The sequence below is a fragment of the Polycladidibacter stylochi genome, from assembly GCF_001562055.1.
GTDB lineage: Bacteria > Pseudomonadota > Alphaproteobacteria > Rhizobiales > Stappiaceae > Pseudovibrio > Pseudovibrio stylochi.
This window is the reverse complement of sequence record NZ_LLWE01000042.1, coordinates 20,648-47,207: the sequence shown is the minus strand read 5'-3', so window position 1 is coordinate 47,207 and position 26,560 is coordinate 20,648. Positions and strand designations below refer to the sequence as shown.

At 51.0% G+C, this 26,560-nt stretch carries 16 protein-coding genes, 3 tRNA genes and 1 riboswitch; of the genes, 9 read left to right on the top strand and 10 right to left on the bottom strand.

Features of this window, described 5'->3' with window-relative positions:
- Positions 1–275: 275 nt before the first annotated feature.
- On the bottom strand, positions 276–3,761 hold the full coding sequence (gene mfd / locus AYK67_RS16030) for a transcription-repair coupling factor (RefSeq protein WP_068089235.1): 3,486 nt from the start codon (positions 3,759–3,761) through the stop codon (positions 276–278).
- 259 nt (positions 3,762–4,020) lie between these two features.
- Complete coding sequence (locus AYK67_RS16025; RefSeq protein ID WP_208976324.1) at positions 4,021–4,311, bottom strand: FAD assembly factor SdhE; 291 nt, start codon at positions 4,309–4,311, stop codon at positions 4,021–4,023.
- Between the two features lie 224 nt (positions 4,312–4,535).
- On the opposite strand from AYK67_RS16025, the gene recG reads away from it, so the two are divergent.
- Positions 4,536–6,638, top strand: a complete 2,103-nt coding sequence (recG, locus tag AYK67_RS16020; RefSeq protein WP_068089229.1) for an ATP-dependent DNA helicase RecG — start codon at positions 4,536–4,538, stop codon at positions 6,636–6,638.
- A 53-nt stretch (positions 6,639–6,691) separates the two neighbouring features.
- Here the strand turns inward: recG and cbiB are convergent, their stop codons facing one another.
- Together cbiB and AYK67_RS16010 are read right to left on the bottom strand one after the other, a co-directional pair.
- On the bottom strand, positions 6,692–7,672 hold the full coding sequence (gene cbiB / locus AYK67_RS16015; RefSeq protein WP_068089226.1) for an adenosylcobinamide-phosphate synthase CbiB: 981 nt from the start codon (positions 7,670–7,672) through the stop codon (positions 6,692–6,694).
- A 2-nt stretch (positions 7,673–7,674) separates the two neighbouring features.
- A complete protein-coding gene (locus AYK67_RS16010) occupies positions 7,675–8,670 on the bottom strand; it encodes a threonine-phosphate decarboxylase (protein WP_068089223.1) in 996 nt (331 codons plus the stop codon).
- A 277-nt stretch (positions 8,671–8,947) separates the two neighbouring features.
- Between AYK67_RS16010 and uvrA the strand changes: the two genes are divergently transcribed.
- Positions 8,948–11,917, top strand: coding sequence for an excinuclease ABC subunit UvrA (gene uvrA, locus AYK67_RS16005; RefSeq protein ID WP_068089220.1), 2,970 nt, complete (start codon positions 8,948–8,950; stop codon positions 11,915–11,917).
- Positions 11,918–12,609: 692 nt separating this feature from the next.
- Positions 12,610–13,086, top strand: a complete 477-nt coding sequence (locus tag AYK67_RS16000; protein WP_068089217.1) for a hypothetical protein — start codon at positions 12,610–12,612, stop codon at positions 13,084–13,086.
- Between the two features lie 25 nt (positions 13,087–13,111).
- Here the strand turns inward: AYK67_RS16000 and AYK67_RS15995 are convergent, their stop codons facing one another.
- The 5 genes from AYK67_RS15995 to cobU are packed head-to-tail and all read right to left on the bottom strand — an operon-like array spanning position 13,112 to position 20,801.
- On the bottom strand, positions 13,112–14,578 hold the full coding sequence (locus tag AYK67_RS15995; protein WP_208976323.1) for a cobyric acid synthase: 1,467 nt from the start codon (positions 14,576–14,578) through the stop codon (positions 13,112–13,114).
- 23 nt (positions 14,579–14,601) lie between these two features.
- The gene (gene cobO, locus AYK67_RS15990) at positions 14,602–15,231 is read right to left on the bottom strand and encodes a cob(I)yrinic acid a,c-diamide adenosyltransferase (protein ID WP_068089210.1); all 630 of its coding nucleotides are present in this window, start codon (positions 15,229–15,231) and stop codon (positions 14,602–14,604) included.
- A gap of 33 nt (positions 15,232–15,264) precedes the next feature.
- Positions 15,265–19,035 carry a cobaltochelatase subunit CobN gene (cobN, locus tag AYK67_RS15985; RefSeq protein WP_068089207.1) on the bottom strand — a complete coding sequence of 1,257 codons (3,771 nt, stop codon included), beginning with the start codon at positions 19,033–19,035 and terminating at the stop codon, positions 15,265–15,267.
- A 6-nt stretch (positions 19,036–19,041) separates the two neighbouring features.
- Entirely contained in the window at positions 19,042–20,238 is a 1,197-nt protein-coding gene (gene cobW / locus AYK67_RS15980) for a cobalamin biosynthesis protein CobW (RefSeq protein WP_068089204.1), read from the bottom strand.
- Positions 20,235–20,801, bottom strand: a complete 567-nt coding sequence (gene cobU / locus AYK67_RS15975) for a bifunctional adenosylcobinamide kinase/adenosylcobinamide-phosphate guanylyltransferase (RefSeq protein WP_068089201.1) — start codon at positions 20,799–20,801, stop codon at positions 20,235–20,237. The genes cobW and cobU overlap by 4 nt, the downstream gene beginning before the upstream one ends.
- 35 nt (positions 20,802–20,836) lie before the next feature.
- Positions 20,837–21,070, bottom strand: a riboswitch (cobalamin riboswitch).
- A gap of 238 nt (positions 21,071–21,308) precedes the next feature.
- Between cobU and AYK67_RS15970 the strand changes: the two genes are divergently transcribed.
- The 5 genes from AYK67_RS15970 to AYK67_RS15950 all read left to right on the top strand — a co-directional run bounded on the left by AYK67_RS15970 (position 21,309) and on the right by AYK67_RS15950 (position 23,726).
- Positions 21,309–21,383 (top strand) — tRNA-Asn (locus AYK67_RS15970).
- A 48-nt stretch (positions 21,384–21,431) separates the two neighbouring features.
- Positions 21,432–21,506: transfer RNA gene (locus tag AYK67_RS15965), tRNA-Asn, on the top strand.
- A 24-nt stretch (positions 21,507–21,530) separates the two neighbouring features.
- A tRNA-Asn gene (locus AYK67_RS15960) sits at positions 21,531–21,605 on the top strand.
- 158 nt (positions 21,606–21,763) lie between these two features.
- Positions 21,764–22,459, top strand: a complete 696-nt coding sequence (locus tag AYK67_RS15955) for a hypothetical protein (protein WP_156453195.1) — start codon at positions 21,764–21,766, stop codon at positions 22,457–22,459.
- Positions 22,460–22,688: 229 nt separating this feature from the next.
- Positions 22,689–23,726 (top strand): cysteine synthase A, encoded by a 1,038-nt coding sequence (locus AYK67_RS15950; RefSeq protein WP_068089195.1) that lies wholly within the window; start codon positions 22,689–22,691, stop codon positions 23,724–23,726.
- Between the two features lie 24 nt (positions 23,727–23,750).
- Here the strand turns inward: AYK67_RS15950 and AYK67_RS15945 are convergent, their stop codons facing one another.
- Positions 23,751–24,845: a bifunctional transcriptional activator/DNA repair enzyme AdaA gene (locus AYK67_RS15945; protein ID WP_068089192.1), complete on the bottom strand. Its 1,095-nt coding sequence runs from the start codon at positions 24,843–24,845 to the stop codon at positions 23,751–23,753.
- Between the two features lie 157 nt (positions 24,846–25,002).
- Between AYK67_RS15945 and cls the strand changes: the two genes are divergently transcribed.
- Complete coding sequence (cls, locus tag AYK67_RS15940) at positions 25,003–26,433, top strand: cardiolipin synthase (protein WP_068089189.1); 1,431 nt, start codon at positions 25,003–25,005, stop codon at positions 26,431–26,433.
- Positions 26,434–26,560 lie beyond the last annotated feature (127 nt).

The window sequence follows — 26,560 nt, the reverse complement described above, 5'->3', positions numbered from 1 at the left end:
CCCCCTTTCGATGCTTCCAAACCGGCGACAACAGCATCTCTCATTTTAAACGCCTCAGCAACATCACTCATTTAGTTATGGAATATTTTGTCATTATTACAAAATGCAAATTCAGCTACCAATGCGCAAACCACCCAAAGAAAAACCGTGGCAGGTCATCCCCACCACGGCATTCTTAAAAGCCAGCATCCTTTAACGCCCGAGCTATTGCAAACTCAATTAATGCGACTGCGACAAATCAAACGCACAACAGCGTCAAACAGCGATAAACCGTTCTACTGCCCCGCCAGCTTTGCCAGTTTCAGCAAAATCGCCGCTGTTCCCTTCAATCGGTCATCAGCGCTTGGCCAATCGCGGGTTAAAACAATTTTCTGGTCAGGGCGGATTTTCGCCAAAATGGTTTGCTCGGCAATATAGCCCACCAAGCCCGCCGGGTTGGCAAACTCGTTATTGCGAAATGCAATCACCACTCCCTTGGCACCGGCATCCACCTTCTCCACATTGGCGCGGCGGCACAACAATTTAATGTAAACAATCTTCAAAAGGTGCGTCACCTCTTCCGGCAGTGGCCCGAAACGGTCTATCATTTCGGCTCCGAAACCATCAATCTCCTGCGCATCTCCCAAATCGGCCAAGCGACGGTAAAGCTCCAGCCGCAACTGCAAATCCGGCACATAGCTTTCCGGTATCAACACCGGCGTGCCCACGGTAATTTGCGGCGACCATTGCTCCTCTTCAAAATCAACACCACCACTTTTCAGTTGCGCCACCGCTTCCTCCAGCATTTGCTGGTAAAGCTCATAGCCCACTTCTTTAATATGGCCCGATTGCTCATCGCCCAGCAAATTACCCGCGCCGCGAATATCAAGGTCGTGGCTGGCCAGCTGGAAACCGGCCCCCAAATTCTCTAGGGATTGCAGCACCTTTAACCGCCGCTCCGCCGGTGCCGTCAGCACCTTTTTCGCCGGGGTGGTAAATAAAGCATAGGCGCGGGTTTTAGAGCGTCCCACCCGTCCCCGGATCTGGTAAAGCTGCGCAAGGCCAAACATATCCGCCCGATGCACAATCAATGTATTGGCATTGGGAATATCAAGGCCCGATTCCACAATGGTTGTGGCCAGCAGTACATCAAACTTGCCCTCGTAAAAGGCGTTCATAATATCGTCCAGCTCGCCCGCCGGCATTTGCCCGTGCGCCGCCACCACCTTCACTTCCGGCACATTTTCTTCCAAATAGCGTTTTACTTCAGCCAAGTCGGAAACCCGCGGGCACACATAAAAACTCTGCCCACCGCGATAATGCTCGCGTAATAAGGTTTCACGCACCACCATGGAATCAAATGGCGAAACAAAGGTGCGCACCGCCAGCCGGTCCACCGGTGCGGTGGTAATGAGCGAAAGCTCGCGCACACCGGTCAGCGCCAGCTGCAAGGTGCGCGGTATCGGCGTTGCCGAAAGGGTCAGCACATGCACATCCGTTTTCAGCTCTTTCAGCCGTTCCTTGTGCTTCACACCAAAATGCTGTTCCTCGTCAATAATCAACAGGCCCAAATCCCGAAAACCAATGGCCTTACCGAGCAAGGCATGGGTGCCCACCACAATATCAACGCTGCCGTCTTTCAGCCCCTTCTTGGTTTGCGCAAGCTCCTTGGAACTCACCAGGCGCGATGCTTGGCGCACATTCACAGGCAAACCGGCAAAGCGCTCGGCAAAGGTGCGGTAGTGCTGGCGAGAAAGTAAGGTTGTCGGCACCACCACAGCCACTTGCCGCCCGCTCATCGCCGCCAAAAACGCCGCCCGCAACGCCACCTCGGTTTTACCAAAGCCCACATCACCGCACACCAAGCGGTCCATGGGGCGACCGGAGGATAAATCCTCAAACACCGCATCGATGGCGGTCATTTGGTCTTCGGTCTCGTCATAAACAAAACGGGCAGCAAATTCGTCATAAACCCCGTCCGGCACACTCACCGCAGGGGCGGTACGCAGCGCCCGTTCGGCAGCGGTTTTTATCAAGCCATCGGCAATTTCCAAGATGCGCTTTTTCATCTTGGCCTTGCGCGCCTGCCAAGCGCCGCCGCCCAGCTTATCCAGCTGCGCTTCTTGGTCAGCCGAACCGTAGCGGGTTAACAGCTCGATATTTTCGACAGGTAAGTACAGCTTGTCCGAGCCCGCATACTGCAATTCAAGGCAATCATGCGGTGCGCCCATGGCCTCAATACTCTTCAGCCCTATAAACCGGCCAATGCCATGCTCCACATGCACCACCAAGTCATAGGGGCTAAGGCTCGAGGCCTCGGTAAGCACGTTTTTCCCCTTGGCAGACTTGCGCCGCTGGCGCACCAAGCGGTCTCCCAAAATATCCTGCTCGCCAATAAAGGCGGTGCCATCGATTTCAAAGCCCTGCTCCAAGCCCAAAATCACCAGCACAGCCAAGCCAGCGGGCACCTGCGCCAGTTCCTGCGCATTGCCGGCAAATCCCGTTTGGCTTAAACCGTGATCGGCAAGAACCTGTGTGAGCCGATCGCGCGAGCCCTCACTCCAGCAGCACACCACCGCGCGCTTGCCAGCAGCGCCCAGCGCTTTGATATGGGCAATAAGCGCATCAAAAATGTTGGTGTCTCCAGCGCTGCGCTCGGCGGCAAAGTTACGCCCCACCCGCCCGTCAAGGTCCACGGCATTCATGCCACTTCCCGGCACTTGCGCAAACGGGCTTAGCCGCGCACTGCCCCGATCTGCCAGCTGAAGCTTAAAACCCTCAAGCGAATAATAAAGCTGCACAGGCGGCACCGGCTTATATGGCACACCCGAGGCAATAGCCTTACTGCTCAGCCCCTCTTCACGCGCCTTGAAATGCTCGGTTACCTGATCAAGCCGCTGGCTCGCAGCATCGTCCACATTCGGGTCCAGCAGCACCGGCACATCGCCCACATAGTCGAACAGGGTTTCCAACCCCTCATGAAACAGTGGCAACCAGTGTTCCATACCCGCATAGCGCCGCCCCTCGGAAATCGAGTGGTACAACACATCGTCCGGCCCAGCGGCCCCGAACTGGCTCACATAGTTACGCCGGAACCGCGAGATGCTCGCCTTATCCAACACCACCTCGCTCATGGGCACAAGAGTAAGCGATTTCTTTTGCGCCAGTGTCCGCTGGCTTTCACGCTCAAAGGTGCGGATTGATTCAAGCGTATCGCCAAAAAAATCAAGGCGTACAGGTTCTTTGCGTCCCGGGGCAAATAAATCGACAATGCCACCGCGCACCGCGTATTCACCGGTTTCACGCACCGTGGTTGTGCGCATATAACCGTTATTCTCCAGCCACATGATAATAGTGTCGAGTTCAAAGCGGTTACCCGGTGCCATAAACAGTGATTGCGTCTTAATCCATTCGCGTGTGGGCATAAGTTGTAGCGCCGCGTTAATAGTTGTCAGCACCACCGTTTTTCGGCTTTTATCTGCCCCCAGCGCCAAAGCACGTAAACTGGCCAACCGCCGCGCCACGATAGAAGGGTTGGGCGATACCCGGTCATAGGGCAAACAATCCCAGCTCGGCAGCTCGATAACCTTCACATCAGGTGCAAAGAAAGATAGCCCCTCTTTAATCGAGGCCACCCGCGCCGCATCACGGGCAATATAAAGCGAGCAAATTCCCCCTGTGTCCTGCTCACCAACCAGTTTGGAAAGTGCCAAGGCCTCAGCCCCATCGGGTACCGAGCAAATGGAAATATTCTCGTGGTTGTTTCGCAGATTTTCAAACACAGCTTAGTTCCTGATTTTTTCCAAATTTCTATTCATTATTGCCCGCGTCTGCCCCCATATGCGAGCATTCGCTTAGCCTCACAACGGACCACAAACATGTAAACCAAAACCGCAAGAATCAAAGGGGGCATCACGAACGCCATAGTGCACTGTTTATGAACCTTCTCTCACCACTTATTGAACCGTTTTGCATCACATAGTCATACGTTTCTATCAAAGCGGTTCAATTTCACAGCTAACGCATTGTAAATATGTGCTTCTACAGTTTTTCGTTTAGCTGATCACGGTAGAAAGCCAACACCTGTTGAAACAATGGTGTATTATGCTCGGCCGGTATCGGCTTACTACCAATAAACCAGGCGTACAAATCCTGGTCCTGCAAGCTCATAAACGCTTCAAACGCATCCAGTTGTCCCCCGTCCATTTGCGGAATATGCGCGCGCGCATAGCTACCGAGCAACAAATCCATTTCCTTCATACCCCGGTGTTCACAACGATAAATCATACGCTTACGACGATTTTCCAACTGAATGTTCTCGTTTTGATCCATAATTTCTCTCCCCCATAACATTAAGGCAAATGCATTGCCACACAATTATCCCCGCTGCCAAGCACCTAAAATCAGCTGGAGCACGACAAGTTTCATGTGGCGGCTGTATACCTGTGTCCACCTCTTCTGTCAGTTACTTATCCTCCCAGCTTGCACAAAAATCGTGTCCATGGCACAGAATAGGTAAATGTTCTTGTTTCGGTCCTATTACAAAAAGTGTTGCCATGCGCCCGTCCCGTTTAGATCCCCTGTTTACCCCCGTATCCACCCTACAAGGAATCGGCCCTAAACTGGCGCAATTACTATCAAACTTGCTCGGTGCACCACAAAGCCAGCAAGCCCGTATTATCGATCTGCTCTTTCACGCCCCCACCAGTATTATTGACCGCCGCCTGCGCCCGGGTATCAAAGGCGCACCCGATGGCGCAACGGTCACGTTGGAGCTGGTTATTAACCACCACCGTCCCGCACCAAGAGGCTCCAAGGCCCCTTACAAAGTGGCAGCCCACGATCAAACGGGCAGCATCGAGCTGGTCTTTTTCCATGCCCGCAACGACTACCTGCAACGCATCTTGCCAGAGGGTGAACAACGGCTGGTTTCCGGTAAAGTAGAATGGTTTAACGAGCGTGCCCAAATGGTGCACCCCGACTATATCGTCACCCTGCAAGAGGCCGCCACCCTGCCGATGATAGAGCCTGTCTACCCCATGACAGCAGGTCTGTCCCCCAAGGTATTGCAAAAGGCCATGGGCGCAGCCTTGCCACTTTTACCCCCCCTGCCAGAGTGGCAAGACAGCACCTTCCATAGCCAACAGGGTTTCCCGTCATTTCATGGGGCTATCCACGCTTTACACCGCCCGCAAAACGCTCAGGACGGCGCTTTAGAGGGGAAATCTCGCGCCCGCTTGGCCTATGATGAGTTCTTGGCCAATCAGCTCGCCCTTGCTTTAGTGCGCAATGCCCACCGCACACATCACGGCGTATCCCGTCCTGGCACGGGCCGATTACGCCAAGAAATCCGCAAGAAACTGCCATTCCAGCTCACAGATGCACAAGAGCAAGCCCTGCAGGAAATTAGCGATGATATTGCCCAGCCCAATAAAATGTTGCGCCTGCTGCAAGGCGATGTCGGTGCGGGGAAAACTATTGTTGCCCTTATGGCCATGGCGCAAGTCATCGAAGACGGCGCTCAAGCCGCTCTCATGGCCCCCACCGATATTCTCGCCCGCCAGCACTATGCCTCAGTAAAACCATTGTGCGACGCAGCAGGCATTCGCCTTGCCGTGCTCTCAGGAAAAGATACCGCAAAGACAAAACGCGAGATAACACAAGCACTTGAAGATGGCGAGATCGACCTTATCATCGGCACCCACGCACTTTTTCAAAGCACGGTAAACTTTACAAATCTGGCTCTGGTCGTGGTCGACGAGCAGCACCGCTTCGGTGTTCACCAGCGCCTCGCCCTCTCGCAAAAGGGACGCGGCGTCGACGTGCTGGTCATGACCGCCACCCCCATCCCGCGCACACTGGTGCTCTCGTATTTCGGCGATATGGACGTCTCGCGCCTTACCGGCAAACCGGCAGGCCGTCTACCCATTAAAACCGTCAGTATCTCTCTTGATCGCATAGGAGAAATTGTCGAGCGAATACAGTCAGTTATATCAAAAGGACAAAAGGTATACTGGGTTTGTCCCTTGGTTGAAGAATCGGAAAAAATCGACCTTGCCGCTGCGCAAGAACGCTTTACCGATTTACAACATGCGTTGGGCGATGTGGTCGCTCTCGTCCATGGCAAGCAAAAGGCCGACGAAAAAGAAGCCGCCATGCATGCCTTTAAAACCGGAAGTGCCCGCGTTTTGGTGGCCACCACAGTCATTGAAGTGGGAGTTGATGTCCCGGACGCCACCATCATTGTTATCGAACATGCCGAGCGTTTCGGCCTGGCCCAGTTACACCAGTTGCGTGGCCGTGTGGGCCGTGGCAGCCAAGCCTCCACCTGTGTATTGCTCTATAAGTCTCCCCTAACCGAAACCAGTGCCGCGCGTATAAACATTCTACGCCAAACCAATGACGGTTTTCTCATTGCCGAAGAAGACCTTAAGCTACGCGGTGAAGGAGAACTCCTCGGCACCAGACAATCAGGGACACCGGGGTTTAAACTGGCCGATTTAGAACACCACAGCCAACTTATGGAAGTCGCCCGTGATGATGCACGCCTCATTTTAACGCAAGATCCTAACCTTGCCAGCGAACGCGGACAGGCCCTGCGCTATTTGCTCTATCTATTTGCCAGAGATGAAGCAATCCAGCTGCTACGGGCAGGATAGCACCAACAAACAGCACGTTTTACCCAGCGTTATCCTGCAAATACCAAGTGCATTTAAGCCATAATAAACAACGTCAGAACGGCTGTGATAACAATACCTGATAACAAAACCACGTGTAAGGCGCGGGTGATATCTTCTCCCCTTGCCAGAGTTGTCCCCGCACTATTCATGTAAGGGTCATCCACCGAATACCCCTCGTATTGTCGAGGCCCGGCCAATGCCAACCCTAAAACCCGCGCCATGGCCGCTTCCGGCCAGCCCGCATTTGGCGAGCGGTGTTTAGGCGCATCGCGCCACATACAGTGCAAACTTGCAAAAGTATCCCCGCCCGCAGCCGGGGCACAAATACAAAACAGCACGCCCGTAATGCGCGAGGCTGGCAGGTTCACCAAGTCATCAAGACGGGCCGAAGCCCAGCCGAAATAACGATACCGCGGGGTTTTATGCCCGACCATGCTGTCGGCAGTGTTAATGGCCTTATAAACCAGCAAGCCGGGCAGACCCAGTACAAGAAACCAAAAGAGCGGCGCCACAAAACCGTCAGAATAATTTTCCGCGCAAGATTCGATTGCCGCCCGGCTCATCCCTGCTTCGTCCAGCACACTGGTATCACGCCCCACAATCATACCAAGCTTGGCCCGCGCCAATGCTATGTTCGTACCACGCAGCGCATCGCGCACCGCCGCCACATGCTCAAACAAACTGCGCTGCGCTAAAAATATAGCGCCCACAAACACTTCCAGTAAAAAACCATAGGGCAACTGCGTACCAATGAAAGCAATACCCACAGCAAGAGCGTAGGCTAAGCCAACCAGTAGCCCTAAAAACACCAGGCCGGTAAATCGACCAAAAACCGCCATTTGCGGCCGATGGTTCAATAACCTTTCAAGCCATTCAATAAACCGCCCGATCAAAACAACCGGGTGCGGTAGACGCGACCATAAAAACGACGGTTCCCCCATGAGCGCATCCAACACAACGGCCATCAGGCACACAGCCGTTATCCCCACATCCTGTGGTATATATAGTTCCATATTCAAAACATCTTCAAAGCATGTTCAAGCCGATCCAATTCATTTGAATTGCGGCATAATCCCAATCTCAGCCAAGTTGCATCATAATCAAAAATCCGCGACCAAATTTTGTATTCAGCTAAATGGGCGTGCAACTTTGCCCCCTCCCGCACCCTGATAAGCTGATACAGTTCAGTTCCCCCAATAATCTCAATTGATTGCCGTTTGATAACATTTTCCTGCAATTGTGATAATCCGTGTAGTTGCTCTCGCATTTCTCGCTGCCAGCGCAAATCGGCAAGCGCCTTATGCCCGATGGCAATGGCAGGACCAGAAACCGCCCAACACCCGAGAAGCCCCTTTAAGACGCGGCAAATGTCTACCGGACCACAAAAGAATCCAAGCCGCAAACCAGCCAGACCAAAAAATTTACCGAATGATTTCAACAAATAAAGGTTATTATAGCCGTTCAAATAGGTCCCGATACTGGCACTGGGCATCAACTCGCCATAAGCCTCATCCACCAAAAGCGCCGAACCGCGTTGTGCCAACCCATCCACATGGTGAAGAATATCCTCGGCCCGGTACAAGCGGCCATCCGGATTGTTCGGGTTCACAAGTATCTGCAGGCAGTTGGGTGTTTCGGGCATTTTTAATTCATTGATAAGATGAGCTTTTTTTCCAAATAACTGCCAAGCATCTGCATAACTGCCATACGTGGGGCCCACAATCTCAACCCGCTCGAACCCCGCAAACAACAGCGGTAAAAGCTGTATAACTGTTTGCGTACCAGCTGCTGCAACCACACTTGTTCCCGGGCTGATTTCATAGGTTGATTTGGCTGTCTCGATTAATTCGGCAAGTGCACCATCCGCGGGAAGCCGTTGCCAGCTTGCAGCCTCCGCCACCCCGTCAATAGGATAGGAAAACGGATTGATACCGGTAGAAAGATCCAGCCAATCCTCAAAATCCCCGCCATACACCTCAATCGCCTGTTTTAAATCACCACCATGTAGCATGAGCAAACCCGTGAATCTCCAGAGTATTAAGAGATTTACTGCCAAGTGTCCGGCTGAATCTCGATAAAGATATGCCCTATTACACCATTTTCACTGAGTTTTCAGGGCACAAAATACATCTTACCGTTTCTGCCTTGCCAAGCCATGATTGTTCTGTATATGTTCCATCATTAATGCCATATTTTTATTCAAGGGCTGGCCTTTGATAGGATTACGCCTTAGGTGAGAGTTGAATATACTCCCCGCGCCCCGAACGAATTAACTAAGGGATTATCTAATGCCAAAAGCGCAGACCACAACAAGTCCCAATACCATACCCTCAGGACACAAATACATTTCTGTGCGCGGCGCACGCGAGCATAATCTAAAAAATGTTGATATAGATCTTCCGCGCGATAGCCTCATAGTTATCACCGGCCTTTCCGGTTCAGGCAAATCTTCTCTTGCATTCGATACCATCTACGCTGAAGGTCAGCGCCGCTATGTGGAAAGCCTAAGTGCCTACGCCCGCCAGTTTTTGGAAATGATGCAAAAGCCCGACGTTGACCAGATCGAAGGGCTTTCCCCCGCCATCTCCATTGAGCAAAAAACCACTTCCCGCAATCCACGCTCAACTGTTGGTACTGTCACCGAAATCTATGATTATCTCCGCCTTTTGTTTGCCCGGGTAGGCGTTCCGTATTCACCTGCGACCGGCCTGCCGATTGAAAGCCAAACGGTCAGCCAAATGGTTGATCGCATTATGGAATTGGAAGAAGGTACCCGCCTTTATCTGCTGGCACCCATCGTTCGCGGCCGTAAGGGCGAATATAAGAAGGAATTCGCCGAGCTGATGAAAAAAGGCTTCCAGCGTGTCAAAGTTGACGGTCAACTCTATGATATTGCTGATGTTCCTGCGCTCGACAAAAAATTTAAACATGACATTGATGTGGTCGTTGACCGACTGGTAGTTCGCGCCGACATGGCCGGCCGCCTCGCCGACTCTCTTGAGACCGCCCTAGAGCTGGCCTCGGGCCTGGCAACCATAGAGTTTGCCGATAGAAAAGACGCAGAAGGTAATGCTGAAACCCTTGTTTTTTCTGAAAAATTTGCCTGTCCCGTCTCTGGCTTTACCATAGCTGAAATCGAGCCGCGCCTGTTCTCGTTCAACAATCCTTTCGGCGCTTGCCCTTCATGTGATGGCTTGGGAACCAAGCTGGCTTTCGAAGCCGACTTGGTCGTGCCCGACAAAACCCTCTCTCTCGCCAAGGGGGCCATTTCACCATGGGCCAAAACGGGCACAACTTCTCCCTATTATACGCAGACACTTCAGGCTCTTTGTAACCACTATGGTCAATCCATGGACACCCCCTGGAGTGATTTACCCGAGGACTTTAAAAAGAAACTACTTTACGGCACAGGACGTGAAAAAATTGCCCTCCATTTTGATGACGGCACCCGATCCTACAAAACTTCCAAAACATTTGAAGGGATTATCGGTAATATCGAGCGCCGCTGGCGAGAAACAGATTCCCAATGGGTGCGCGATGAACTGACGAAGTTCCAATCCGACCATGATTGTGAGGCTTGTTCGGGATACCGCTTAAAACCCGAGGCCTTGGCTGTTAAGATCAATAAATGCCACATTGGGCAAATAACCGCCCTTTCCATTCGCAGCGCGCTGCAATGGTTCAAGGATGTGGAAAGCACCTTTACCGAGAAGCAAAGCGAAATTGCCACCCGGATTTTGAAGGAAATCCGCGAACGCTTGCATTTTCTCAACGATGTCGGACTGGAATATCTCGCCCTTAATCGCGCCTCGGGCACCCTATCGGGCGGTGAAAGCCAGCGCATTCGTCTCGCATCACAAATCGGCTCCGGCCTAACCGGCGTTTTGTATGTCCTTGACGAGCCATCCATTGGCCTGCACCAACGCGACAACGCCCGCTTGCTGGAAACTCTCAAGCATTTGCGTAACTTAGGCAACACGGTGATTGTGGTCGAGCACGACGAAGACGCCATTTTAACCGCTGATCACGTGGTCGATGTCGGCCCCGGAGCTGGTGTGCATGGTGGTCAAATCGTTTCCCAAGGCACCCCGTCCACCATTATGTCAGACCCTAAATCTTTGACAGGGCAATACATTTCCGGCGCACTCACCATTGACCCGCCGCAAGAACAGCCGCAAATCGACATGAAGCGCAAGCTGCGTATCGAAGGCGCCCGCGGCAACAACCTAAAAAATGTTTCCTGCGATATCCCCTTGGGAACATTCACATGTATTACGGGTGTTTCAGGGGGCGGCAAGTCCACGTTCCTTATCGATACAGTCTACAAACAGGCTGCCCGCGTGCTCAACGGTGCCAAGCAAAACCCGGCACCCCACGATAAGCTTGAAGGCTTGGAACTACTCGATAAAGTCATCGATATCGACCAATCCCCCATTGGCCGCACACCGCGTTCCAACCCCGCCACTTACACCGGTGCATTTACCCCTATTCGCGAATGGTTTGCTGGCCTGCCAGAGGCTAAGGCGCGTGGTTATGCCCCCGGCCGTTTCTCGTTCAACGTCAAAGGTGGCCGCTGTGAAGCCTGTCAGGGCGATGGCCTGATTAAAATCGAAATGCATTTCCTTCCAGATGTTTACGTCACCTGTGATGTCTGTAAGGGCAAGCGGTATAACCGCGAAACTCTGGAGGTTCAGTTCAAAGGCAAATCCATTGCCGATGTGCTGGATATGACGGTCGAGGAAGCCGCCCAGTTCTTCTCTGCCGTACCTTCCATTCGCGACAAGATGGAAACCTTGAACCGGGTCGGACTGAGCTACATCAAGGTCGGCCAACAAGCTACGACGCTCTCAGGCGGCGAAGCACAACGCGTCAAACTCGCCAAAGAACTATCCAAGCGCTCCACGGGCAAAACCTTGTATATTCTCGATGAACCCACCACGGGCCTTCACTTCCACGATGTCGCTAAACTACTGGAAGTGCTGCATGAACTTGTCGCGCAAGGCAACACAGTACTGGTGATCGAGCATAATTTGGAAGTTATTCAAACCGCCAATTGGGTTATTGACCTTGGACCAGAAGGGGGCGATGACGGCGGTATGATTGTTGCTACAGGCACCCCACAAGACCTGACAAACATTAAAGAAAGCTACACAGGTCAATTCTTGCAAGAACTGTTCGAGCGTCGCCAGGCAGCCAACGCCGCTCAAGAGAAGACCATTGCAGCGAAGCCGAAGAAACGCCGCCAAGCTGCGGAGTAAATCATTACGATTTTATGAGCGCTATCCAAAACCAAGCAATTGATAGCGCTCATAACTTCAAACCATAGTTTCATTGCTTTAAAGAGTGATAGAAAGACAACTTCTACCAATCACCCCCAATAAATGACCAAATAATGTCAGCCATGCAATTTCCACATGTAAATATTTACTTTTTCTAAACATAAAACTCTAATTCCATGAAATTCCTAGGTAAATTTTTTCTCAAATCATATAATATCGGTTCAGCTATGCATTACTATAATAGCTGACATGCAAAACAAACTATTCTCATTTGCAAATAGGAACGCTATATAAGTTCTCAAGAGAGCAACGCTTCCTCCCAATACGCTGCTCTCCGAGACGCTCATGCTTGACAATCCTCCCAATGTCGCGTGAGCAAACATATCGCAGAAGTACTTCCTCCCACTTCTGCCTATCAGCTTCGCCCGCCGACCCTCCCATCGGCGGGCGCTTGCTGTTTTAGGAGACTTTAATTCACAATATCTTCAAATATTTCAACTCAGCATGACAAGCCAAGGCATTTCGCACCTATACACCGCCAAGGCATTTCGCACCTATACACCCAAGACCACTAAATATATTCTGGAAAATTATTCTGATTAGATTCGCTTAATTACATAAGGCTAAAGTTAATGCAAACATTAACATATCAATACAAAGCAAGATCACTAATGTTTTTTGCATGTTTTCTCTTAACTGCTGCCATTTCATTTTCACTTTACTATTTTGGTGTTATGGCAAAAACAACAGTTCACTTTAAATTCTTTACATTAGAGCCCTTTGCAGCAATAATATTCTTCTCTCTTCTTATGTTTATAACAGTGCCAACCGCACTATTCTGCCTTTACGCGACCTATCGCGGCCTAACACTTTCACAAGAAGTAACTCTAACAGATACGTATATACGCACTCCAAAAAACGGCTTCTCCACCATTCACCGAACTATCCGCTACGATGATATTTACGGCATCAACTATCAAAAAGTTGGCGCACAAGAAATTATTAGTATCCATCACCACAACCAAAAGACTGAGCTTTTAAAGCAAATGTGCCGCAACAAGGCAGAATTTGAATCCTTACGTGAAAACCTCGTTAAACGCGTAGACGACGCTACGAGTGACTGGAAAATGCCTCGCAACCTCACATAGCCCTAGACCTATGAATCATAAGTGACTATCGCCCCCGGGCAATTTCTAACAATAAATCCAAATCCAAATAAGTTTCCAAATGAGTTGCCAATGCCTCCAGCGCCGCCTCAACACGCGCCGCATAGGCAACCTCGCCTCTTCCGCCAAGCGCACTCAGAAAGCCGGCGCGAAAACCATCATCTTGAAACAAGCCGTGTAAATAGGTTCCCATCACCCGGCCTTGCGGGCAAATGGCACCATCATCTTGCCCACCATCCAACACAAACATTGGCCGCTGACAATCCGCCCCCTCACTCAGCCCCAAATGTATTTCATAGCCCGTTACATCGGCCCTAAAAGCACACGCAGCGCCACGCCGGTTCACCACGGTCTTATCGGCACTCAACACCGTTTCCACATCCAAGTGCCCTAAGCCATCAACAGAGCCAGCCTCACCCTCGATGCCCAAGGGATCATGAATACGTTTACCAAGCATCTGGTAGCCACCACAAATACCCAGCACCTTACCACCACGGCGCACATGAGCCGCTAAATCAATATCCCATCCCTGCGCTCTGAAATAAGCCAGATCACCAATGGTCGACTTACTACCCGGCAACAACACCAAGTCTGAATCCGCAGGTAAAACCTCGCCAGCATTAACCAAAACCAATTCAATCCCCGGCTCAAGCCGCAGAGGATCAAGATCATCAAAATTCGCTATCCGGCTGATCACCGGCACAGCGATTTTAATCAAACGACCATCACCACTCGAAAATTCAGAGGTTAAATCCAACGCGTCTTCGGCAGGCAAATCCGCTGCCTGAGAAAACCAAGGTACCACACCAGCACACAGCCAGCCTGTTCTTGATTCAATTTGTAAAACACCTGAATCAAATAATGAAGTATCGCCTCTAAACCTATTGATAGCAAAAGACTTTATACGCTTAGACTCATCACCTTCAAGCACGCCATGCGTCCCCACAAGTGAAGCAATCACCCCGCCACGATCAATATCGCCAACCAATAGAACCGGCAAATCCGCAGCTTCCGCAAACCCCATATTAGCAATATCACCAGAACGAAGGTTTATCTCCGCAGGCGATCCAGCCCCTTCCACCAAGACCAGATCAGCTCTTGACTCAATCTCTAAGAAACTTTCTATAACCCTCGGAAGTAATTGAGATTTTTTCTTACCATAATCATGCGCCTTCATCGTTCCAAAGCGTTTGCCCTGCACAATGATCTGCGCCCCCACATCCGTTTCCGGTTTTAATAAAACGGGGTTCATATGCACACTTGGCGCAACCTTGGCAGCCAGTGCCTGCACGGCCTGCGCCCGGCCAATTTCCCCACCATCTTCGGTCACAGCGGCATTGTTCGACATGTTCTGCGGCTTGAATGGCATGACCTTCAACCCGCGCCGCGTAAAGGCACGCGCCAAACCAGCCACCAGAACACTCTTGCCAACGTTCGAGCCTGTCCCCATAACCATCAGTGCTGGCTTACGCATGCCACTCGCCATTTCAATACCTTTTAAAACTCGATACCTTCTTGCGGCTTCACACCAGAGCGGAACGGATGTTTAATCTGCGTCATGTCCGTCACCAAATCCGCAATCTCGATCAGCTCTTCCTTGGCATTACGCCCGGTTATCACCACATGCACATCCTCGGGCTTTTCATCACGCAAAAAGCCAACAATCTCTTCAATAGGAATGTAATCATAACGCAGCACAATGTTCAGCTCGTCACACAGCACCAAACGATGCTCACGCGATAAAATAAGCTCTTTCGCCGCATCCCACGCCGACCGAGCCGCCGCAATATCACGCTGACGATCCTGCGTTTCCCAGGTAAAGCCTTCACCCATGCGCTTGATGGTCACCAAATCCTCAAAACGATCCAATGCCATGCGCTCACCCGTTTCCAAGCGCCCCTTAACAAACTGCACCACCGCTACTTTATGGCCATGACCAAGCGAGCGAAACACCATGCCAAAACCAGCGGTCGATTTACCCTTACCTTTGCCCGTATGGACGATAAGCAAACCTTTTTCGATGGTTTTTGTTGCCATGATCTTATCACGCGCCGCTTTTTTCTTGCGCATTTTATCCGCATGGCGGGCATCAAGTTCAGCTTCGGTTAATTGCGGTTTTTCTGTCATAATTGCACCTCTACAATCTGTCTCAAGTGTTGATTAAAGCTGCTTTAACTGCTGCTGCAATTCTCTCAAGCCATCATAAGCACTATTACGCCGCGCTGACCAGAGACCGCGCTCCTGCGCTTCAATAAACCGATCCACCATCTCTTTCAGGGCAGCCGGATTACTCTCACGCAAGAAATCAAAAACATCGTCATCAAGAATATACGCTTCATGTAACTGGTCGAAGTGGTGCGATTGCACCGCATGGGTGGTGGCCGCAAAGGCAAACAAATAATCCAGTGTCGCCGACATCTCGAACGCCCCCTTGTAGCCATGGCGCATTACACCATTAATCCATTTCGGGTTAGCTGCCCGCCCGCGCACCACACGGCCAATTTCTTCTGAAAGAGTGCGTACAACCGGCCGCTCGGGCCGCGAATGGTCATTGTGATAAACAACAGGAGCTTGCCCGCGTAGGCTCTCAACCGTTGCCGCAAGCCCGCCCTCAAACTGGTAGTAATCATCACTATCCAGCAAGTCGTGCTCACGGTTGTCCTGATTATGGACAACACCGTCCACGTGTCGCAACCGCTCTGTAAAGTCACCGCGCAGCTCCGCCCCTTCGGCCTCCAAGCCATAGGCATAACCACCCCAGGCCAAAAATGCCTCTGCGAAATCATCACGTTCTTGCCAAATACCCTCGTCAATCAATGCCTGCAATCCGGCACCATAAGCACCGGGCTTACTACCATACACCCTGTAGGCCGCCCGCTTATGCGCCACCTCCTGCGCAATTCCTTGCGCCTCAAACTTGGCAGCATCACAGCGCACCCGCTCAGCCAGCGGGTTCGCCCCCACCGGCTCATCCAGCGCGGCAATCGCCCGCACAGCACGATCAAACAACGAGATCAACTGCGGAAAAGCATCACGAAAGAAACCGGAGATGCGCAAAGTCACATCCACACGAGGGCGCTGTAACTCGCTCAGCGGAATGATTTCAAATCCCGTCACCCGGCCAGAGCCAGCCTCCCATAAGGGCTTAGCACCAATGAGCGCCAATGCCTGCGCAATATCATCACCGCCAGTACGCATATTTGCTGTACCCCAACACGATAACACAAGCGCTTGTGGCCACTCGCCTTCATCTTGAAAATGGCGCAAAACCATCGTTTCAGCAGATTTCAAGCCCAAATGCCATGCGGTTTGGGTAGGTACTGCCCGCACATCAACCGAATAGAAATTACGCCCCGTCGGCAACACATCCGGCCGCCCACGCGAGGGCGCACCAGATGGCCCTGGCGGCACAAACCGTCCCGCCAACCCTTGTAGGCAGGCGGCGATCTCGCACGCACCGCTCGCATCCACATCAACGGCCAGCTGGGTCTCGATTGCCTCCAGAACAGCGGCAGTTGCATCAAAGTCCGCAGGTATATCCACTTCACCATCCAAAAGGCGCTGCGATAAAAGCTCCAAACGCTCTACCGTATCACCGCAACTGCGCCACACGTCAGCATTCATTCCAGCAAGCAATGCCGGCCGCGAACCTGACCACTCAAGCTCAAAAGCACAATCCAGCGGATCAAAACCAACCAGATTCAAATCCTCAGCCAATGCCCGTAGAAGACTCATTTCATGGGGCAATTGCCCTCGCGGAACACGTGAAAGCGAAAGCAATAAATCACGCCGTTGCACACTTTCAGGGCTACACCCTAAAATATGCAGGCCATCGCGAATTTGCAGCTCTTTCAAGTCGCATAAATGCGCATCAAGACGTGCAAGCTTGCTTTCATTATCCATATCACTGGTCAGGCCCACATCAAGGTCCAATCCGTGACGCGCCGCGCAATCAAGAATTTCCTGCCCTAAAGCCTTCATCCGCCGGGCATCAACCCCGCTGGCCAGATAATATTCATCCAGCAGCGTTTCCAGCTCAAAGGCAGCCCCATGGCTTTCAGCTCGGGTCAATGGCGGCGTGAGATGGTCAATAATCACCGACCCCAGCCGCCGCTTGGCCTGCGCCCCTTCACCCGGATCATTGACAATAAACGGATACAAGTTGGGCATTGGCCCCAAAACCGCCTCGGGAAAGCAGTTTTCACTCAACGCCAAGGCTTTGCCCGGCAACCATTCCAAATTGCCATGCTTGCCCAAATGCACCACCACGTCCACATTCGCCACAAAGCGAAGATAGAAATAATAGGCAAAATAATTATGCGGCGGCACCAGATCGGGATCGTGATAGGTTTCTTTCGGGTCGATATTATAGCCGCGCGCAGGCTGGATACCCACATAGGCATTGCCATAGCGGTGCAATGCCAGCCGAAAAACCTCTTGATGAGCCTCCTGAGCAATATAGGGGTCATCCTTTGCCGCGCCCCAGCGCTCCAGCACTTTTAAACGCAATTCCTGCGGTAACTGGCTAAAGTACTGTTCATAGGCAAATAACGCTAGCTGAGCACCGCCCGCACGTGCAGCGCGGTCTTGCAACGCATTGGTAGGCCCCGCACTCAACTGCGCCATTAACGCAGCGCTTTCACGCGGAAACGCCCCCAACGTATAGTCTTCCTGTGCCATTGCCTTGAGCAGCTCACAACACGAAGCTGGTGTATCCAACCCCACACCATTCGCCAAACGCCCGTCCTTATTGGGGTAATTAGCCAAAATCAACGCTACATTGCGCTGACTTTCTGGTTTATGACGCAGCTTGGCCCAGCGCGCGGCACTTTGTGCCACAAATGCAATGCGATCAGTAACAGGTGTAAACTGAACCGGTGTGTACTGGGTGGTTTCATCAAATGCCGCTTCTTCCTTAAAAGAAACCGCGCGGGTCAATATGCGACCATCCAACTCTGGCAATACCACATGCATGGCCAAATCCCGGGCAGAAAGCCCTTGATCACTATCCGCCCAGCCAGAGCGTGAGGATGAAGAAAAAATCACCTGCAGCACCGGTGCGCCCGGTGTATCAAGTACAGTTGGTGAATGCGCAACACCCGCCTTGGATAGCGCAAACGCACTCGCATTAATCACCACATCCGGTGGTTGCGCTTCAAACAACGAGGCAACAACCGCAGCGCTTTCCGCCTGTTTTAAGCTGGCAACAAACACCGGCAGGCAATTCACACCCTGCTCATTCAATGCTGCAATGAGCGCATCAACTGGCGCAAGCGCACCACTTTGATAAAGGGCACGATAAAACACCAAAGCAGCAACGGGTCGATCGGTTTCACCCCACTGTGCCTTCAAGTCCTCAAGGCTTGGCAGGCTATGACCGCGTAAATATAGCCCTGCTTTGGGTAACGGGCGCGGCAATAAGGGCTTAGCCCTGCGCAAGCCCAGCGAATAAGCGGCAAAACCAAGAGCATTGGCCAGATTTTCAGGTCCACCCTCGACAAAATACTGGAATAACTGGCGACACGCCTCCAAACCCCATGTGGAGCGGGAAACCAGCGCCTCATCCCATGTATCGTCACCCGGCAACACCACCAGTTCAATATCACCACTAGCCGCCAAGGCACAAAGCTGCTCCAGCCCATAGCGCCAATAATCCGCACCACCTAGCAGCCGCACAATAACCAACTTGGATCCTTGCAGCGTTTTCTCGGCGTAAAGATCTATCGAATAAGGATGAGACAGCGCCATCAGACTGGCAAGGCGTAGCGAGAACTCGGCAGAACCGTCCCCCAGCGCCTCATAGGCATTGCATAAACCAGCCAACTCCGTATCCGCAGCTGACAGAAAAACAATATCGGCGCAAGACTGCCCTAAATCTACAGCCTCTTCACCCTCGTCAAGTCGGCGCGTTTGCCCAGTTAGAATATGCATGTACTTTTATGAACTCACCATTGCACCAAGCAGGCCGCGCACCTTGGCCAAATCGAAACCGGCCAAACCGATAACAACCAACTGCCCCGCACTCTCAGTACCAGCGGCAAACCAGCATTCAACGCGTGGTCCAACCGCTTGTACCATTGCAGGTGCCTTTTTGCCCGAAACCTGTAATGAGCCTTTAATTCGCAGCACACCAGAAACCGCCATAGCCTCTTGGACTTTTGCCTCAATCTCTTTGAGAGATGCAAAAGATGCGGCCGGAATGACAAAACTCTCGAAATCATCATGCGAGTGGGAATGCGTGTGATGATGGTGGTCGTGGTCGTGGTCGTGGTCGTGGTCGTGGTCGTGGTCGTGGTCGTGGTCGTGGTCGTGGTCGTGGTCGTGGTCGTGGCGAGAATGTGCATCCCCATCAGCCTTGGCAATACTTTGCGCCTCGGCCAGATGCGCTTTTTCATGGGCAGAGAGCCGCGCTGCCAGGTCATTTTCCGCCTGTGCATCCCGGCCCAATAATAACTCAAGGCTTAAAAAGCCGTTCTGCGCACTCACAACCTCAACAGCAGGGCGCAAACGTGGCGCCAATTGTGCTTTCACAGCACTAAGACCCGCACCATCCACTAGATCAGCCTTATTCAGCACCACCAAATCGGCACAGGTCAACTGGTCAGCAAACAGCTCTTCAATAGGGCTTTCATGATCCAGCGCTTCATCGGCCTTGCGCTGTGCTTCCAATGCATCTCGGTTGCTCACCACCCCGCCAGCCAACACCGCAGGGCAATCCACAACCGTCACAACACTATCAACGCTCACACGTGTTTTGACTGAAGGCCAGTTAAACGCCTGCACCAGCGGTTGCGGCAGCGCTAAACCGGAGGTTTCAATAATAATCGCCTCGGGTGCCGGATCGCGGGCAATGAGCATTTCCATAGTGGGTAGAAAATCATCGGCAACCGTACAGCAAATACAGCCATTGGCCAGCTCAACCACCTCATCCGCCTTACAATCGGGGTCCGCACAGCCGTTCACCAATGAACCATCAAAGCCCATTTCGCCAAATTCATTGACAATCAGTGCAATGCGCTTACCACCCGCTTGTTTCAAAAGATTGCTTACCAAAGTGGTCTTACCCGCCCCTAAGAAGCCAGTAACAATAACAGCTGGGATCTTAGAGGCCGTAACAGGATTAAAAAATGTCATAGGGAGAACTCCGAAACAAGAGATGGTTTTAACGGCAATGGCAGACCGGAGGCCATAAACAAGACACGCTCACATTGTGCCGCCACAGATTGGTTCAATCGGCCCGCGTTATCACGAAACTGCCGCGCCAGTTTGTTTTCAGGCACAATGCCAAGGCCAACTTCGTTAGAAACCACCACAACCGGCCCTTGCGCCTTGGCCAAGGCAACACATAACGCTTCACCTCCTGCAATCAGATCATGTTCATGATGCATTAAGTTACTCAGCCACAAGGTCAGGCAATCAATAAGTATGCAGCTATTGGCCGTTGAGTGGGCAGCAATCGCCTCGGGTAAGGCCAAAGGCTCTTCTACCGTGCGCCATGGTATCCCGCGCCGCAGTTGATGCAGTTGAATACGCTCACGCATTTCCTCGTCATAGGCTTGTCCAGTGGCTATATAGACCGGCTCTAAACCACTCTTAAGCACCAACTGCTCACCATATGCGCTTTTGCCAGAACGCGCACCGCCCACAATAAATACTGTGCGCACATCACCTAATGCCCCTTTATTGGGTAGGCTCATCTCTTCCTCCTTGCCCTGTCCGCCCGACAGTCAAAGTCAAAACAGTGCTTTCAGCCGGTCTCCTGGCTCACAGCTCAATCAAAAACCTGTCCCTTCCCGGTTAAAACCAGTGGCCATTTACAGGTTTTCTCGCTGCTTACAGTTGCGGGGGCAGCTGCGGCTCCTCCCCAACCTTTGCCTGCCACACAAATAGGCAAACAAAACATCGGGGCCGCATTCCCGTTTCATTTAGATAAATTCTCTAAAAAACTGAAAGCGATTTGCAAAAACCGTTGTGAAGGCAAAGCAGCAAACTGTCAACACTATGAGTAAAAACAGCATTTCCACAATTGGTTGAACTCTTGCCTTTCTGCCAATTTCCGCTAGAAACACGGCTTTTCACGGCAAAATACATGGAAAAATGTCCACAAAACACAGATTCATGAAAAAACACACTTGGCAAACACCTCAAGCCTTTGTAAAAGCTGCCTCACGCAAACGGCGAGGCAACTTGCCAACGGTGAGTAATCCCCGGTAGCTCAGTGGTAGAGCAAGCGGCTGTTAACCGCTTGGTCGCTGGTTCGAATCCGGCCCGGGGAGCCATCACCATTTGCGAAACGTCAAGGCAACCTACCATTGCTTTGAAAGTGATCCCCGGTAGCTCAGTGGTAGAGCAAGCGGCTGTTAACCGCTTGGTCGCTGGTTCGAATCCGGCCCGGGGAGCCATTTTCAAACAAACCTTGACCGTGATCCCCGGTAGCTCAGTGGTAGAGCAAGCGGCTGTTAACCGCTTGGTCGCTGGTTCGAATCCGGCCCGGGGAGCCACTTTTATACAACTTTCTCAAAACCTATAATAATTCGCTAACTATAGTTTTGTTAAACAGCAATAATAAATGCTATTTAACTTAAACAGATCAGCTTAATGATGCTTTTTTAATGTGTTCTTCCCATACTTCCCTCAATAACCAATAAGCGGGGAAGTAATGAAAAAGAAACTTCACGTTCAATCAATAGTATACAATCGTTCCTGCGATGTAACACGGCATCTTGGCATTCTCGCACTCATATTTATTTGTGCTTGTTCTATGGCCTCAACAAATGCAAACAGTCAAACGCGAGGCAATCAACTCGATACCCCAGCTCAGGCCGCACAAGAGTTGCCCCGTTTTGGTGCTCTATACTACCTTCATGCCGATATGCTTGAGGTCTACCTAACCCCCACAGAAGGGCAACAGGGTGACCCACTCAACACCGACAAATCGCTCTGGGTTGGTAAAGTGTATCGAGATGGCAAAGAAATACTGTGGGTCGAGCTCATCGACAAATATGGTGAAGTCATTTACGAAGCCGAACTTGGAGAAAACGAAACCCACCTATTGCCAGATGGCCGATCGATTGCCGTAACCAAATCCACGACAAATGACGATTCTCGCCAGCAAAACCGAGCTGCAAAACAAAACCAGATGCAGCTTGTCACAGACCCCGGCCTCAAAATGAGCTTTTCCCCCTATCCGGCTAGCCCGCCGCCTTACCAAATCACACTTTTAGAGCCGCAAACCCAAAAAAAAGAAAAACGCAGCCAATCATCATTAATTGAATTTGCAAAAAACGGCGAAGCAATTGCTAAGCTGTGGCAACAACCCGCAAACAACATAAAAAAGCCCAAGCCCAAACCTTGATTGAAGAGCATTGAAAGCAAATCTAATCTTGAAGAAATATTCTACCTGTTACCACATGGCTTAGAGTATTTTTTTTCGCCAACTCTCCAGCACTCCAATCATCATGCCTTAAATGATCGATCACCAATCATTATTCTAGGAGCTCATTGCACAGCACCTTTCACTCCTTACTAAAGAGCTAGAAAGGTGCCAACCTTTATTGGAAAAGCGCTGCTCCCTAGGAGGTTCTATGGTCATTCAGCAATCAATGTTGCAGGCAATTGGTAACACGCCACTGATTAAGCTCCAAAAAGCATCGGAAGTCACCGGATGTAACATATTGGGCAAGGCCGAGTTTATGAATCCAGGTCAATCAGTTAAAGACAGAGCAGCACTTTTTATTATCAACGCCGCGATTGCATCAGGTGCCTTGAAACCGGGAGGCATAATTGTAGAGGGCACAGCCGGAAATACAGGAATCGGTCTTTCCTTGGTTGCCAATGCGCTTGGCTTTAAAACTGTTATCGTCATACCCGAAACTCAAAGTGACGAAAAAAAGCAAATGTTGCGTCTTGCAGGCGCAAAGTTGATTGAAGTCCCTGCTGTTCCCTACAAAAACCCCAATAATTATGTAAAGCTATCGGGCCGAATTGCTGCAGAACTGAACGAAACCCACCCTCAAGGGGCAATTTGGGCTAACCAGTTCGACAACACAGCCAACCGCGACGGCCACATAAAAACCACCGCCCAAGAGATTTGGCAGCAGACCCAAGGCGAAATTGATGGTTTTATCTGCGCTGTCGGCACAGGCGGCACATTAGCTGGCACAGCAATTGGCTTGCAAGAACACAACAAAGACATCAAAATCGGCCTTGCAGACCCTGAAGGTGCAGCGCTCTATAATTTCTATAAAAACGGTGCGCTGAAGTCAGAAGGATCGTCAATTACTGAGGGTATTGGTCAAGGACGCATTACAAATAATCTAGAAGGCACAAGCATCGATCTCCCCTACCAAATACCGGATAGCGAAGCCATACCTGTTGTTTTTGAACTGCTACAAAATGAAGGTCTGTGCTTGGGCGGCTCCTCGGGCATCAATGTCGCCGGAGCCATGCGAATGGCCAAAGAACTCGGCCCCGGCCACACGATAGTAACTGTGTTGTGTGATTATGGCACACGTTACCAGTCCAAGCTCTTTAATCCTGACTTTTTGCGCAGTAAACACCTGCCTGTCCCCGCATGGTTAGAGCAAGAACCACAAATTAGCATCCCCTATGAGGCAGCCTAGAGCGATCTTCCAATATGTAAGTGCTCAACTCGAACGATGAGCACTTACAAGCGAGATTAATCGGGTGGAAGCTGCTTGTGTTTCAAGCTCCAGCAGCTTTTGCTTTCGCCACAAGCCGCCCCCATAGCCTGTCAAAGAACCATCAGCGCCCACAACACGGTGGCAAGCGATAAGAATAGCTATCTGATTGGCTCCATTTGCCTGCGCCACCGCACGCACTGCACGCGGCGAGCCGATTTCCCGCGCAATATCGCTGTAGCTGCGTCGCTCACCAATTGGGATAGACTGCAAAACCCGCCAGACACTTTTTTGAAACGCACTACCATGCAAGGCTAAGGGCGTCTGAAACGCCGTCAATACGCCGGCATAATAAGCATCCAGCTCACTTTTCAATTGCCGATGAATGGATGTTTGCCCCAAACCCAAACGTCCGACCTTGCCATCAAACAAGCGCTTAAGTTCCTTAGATAGTGCCTTGCGGTCTACAAACTCCAGCAGGTGTAAACGCGTTTCATCGCATACCGCCACCATGGGGCCAAGCGGCGTGTCGATCCAATCCATTTTTAGCAGCGCATCTCCTGAAAGCTTTGAGGGCGCAATACCCAGTAACTGGCTCATTGCCTCTGCAAACGCACTGGCTGAGGAAAAACCAGCCGTCATTTGCGCATCAATGACCCGTCCGCCTTGCTCCAATACATCTGCCGCCAGCCTTAAGCGGGTCGTCCGTGCCAACTCCAAAAACGTCACCCCAAGGTGCCGCTTGAAGGCTCGCCGAACTGTGGAGGGATCAAGCCCCATGGCACTCACGTCTCCTTCGCACCAACGGCGCTCAGGCTCTTGCTCAAGGGCAGTAAGCAACTGGGACACCAAAGGCTCTCTCTCACCAACGGCGCGTAATGGTTGACAACGCTTACAAGGACGAAAGCCCGCTTCCATACAGGCAGCTATGCACTCAAAAAACACACAGTTTTCTCGCTTGGGCTTGCGCGCCGGGCAGGTGAAACGGCAAAAAATACCAGTTGTGCGCACCCCAACATAGGCAAGACCTTCATAAGCATGAGATCGCGCCACAAGGGCCTCATAAAGTGTTCTATCGTTTTCAGGCAGAAATAAAGTCATGTGCTTACCTAACATAGATAGGAACACATTACCGACGGATTTCGGGCAGCTATTTTTTAAAACCCATTCACCACCAAACGATTTGATATAACAGGGGCATTGCCTATCTGTATAGATATGGCTTTTCCTTGTATCACTTAGCAGGTAAACTGGTTTTATGGCAATTTTCGACCACTATTTAACCCTTTTAGCTGTTCTTACCGCATTCTTTTATTTGCTTGCCGTTATCTGTGCTGGCAGGGAAATCATGTACGGTCGCACCTCGCAAGGTTCAATTGCTTGGTTACTCTCGCTCACATTTTTACCATTTCCGACAGTCTTTCTTTATTTTATTTTTGCTTGGAAAAAGTTCGACGACTACGCGGCAATCGGCTTAACAGTCTCACGCTTTGAAAATGAAGTCACAAAACAGTTCGCAGCCTATGTCGATAATACGGCCAACAACAACTGGCCGGTACATAATAAAATTACAGCCCTGCCCTTTTTGCGCGGCAACAATTGCCAGTTGCTCATTAATGGTGAAGCAACACTGGATTCTATAATCTCAGGTATATTAAGCGCCAAAGAAAGCATATTGGTGCAATTTTACATTGTTAAGGACGATGAGACAGGAGAACGGTTAGCAAAAGCGCTCATTCAAAAGGCCACCGAAGGCTGTGCAATCTACTTCCTCTATGATGACATCGGCTCCTCAACTCTATCGAATAATTATATCAATCGGCTCAAACAAGCTGGTATTCATGTCAGCGGTTTTAATGAGCGACATAAAATGCTTGTGCTAACAGGGCCGATGCGCCTCAATTACCGCAATCACCGCAAAGTCGTTGTGGTAGACGGCCATGCCAGTTGGGTGGGCGGGCACAATATCGGCAATGAATATTTAGGCAAGTCAAATACATATGGCCCTTGGCGTGACACACACGTCAAAGTAGAAGGCCCCACTGCAATTGCAGCCGCTCTTTCCTTTGTTAAAGACTGGTACTGGGCAACCGGTGCGCCGCCCAACATTTCACTTCCCGAACACATACCAACACCGGGAAACGAACCCGTTTTAACCATGCCCACGGGTCCAGCGGACCCGCGCGAAGATTGCGCCATAGCCTTTGTCGAAGCCATATCACGCGCCCAAAAACGCCTTTGGATTGTTAGTCCCTACTTTGTACCGGGAACTGAAGTGCTCACAGCACTTTACGCGGCTGCCTTACGCGGGGTGGATGTACGTATTTTACTGCCGGAAAAAGCCGATCATTGGCTTGTATGGCTGGCAAGCTATGCCCATTCAGATGAAATGACCCGCTATGGTATCAAAGTATATAGGTACAAAGAGGGCTTTTTGCATCAAAAGACCATGCTGGTCGATAACAAGCTGGCAGCCATAGGTACTGTGAACTTTGATAACCGCTCTTTTTCGATAAACTTTGAAATTACCCAATGGTTTACGGGCGGCAAAATGATCGGCGATATAGAAAAAATGTTGCAAATAGACTTCGTAAATGCCCGCAAAACCGAGCAGGCAGAATTAGCAACCCGCACCTACGCTTTTCGCATTCTCGCACAGGCAGCAAAATTGTTCTCCCCAGTTCTATGAAGATTTACTAATATGCTTTACTTCCGACGTTTAATGGCGTTATTGTCATCAAAACAATATATTCCTTGACCCGGCATACAGCGTCTTACATCCTCATCACCTCATTTTTAGCAGTTTAGAAGGTGAA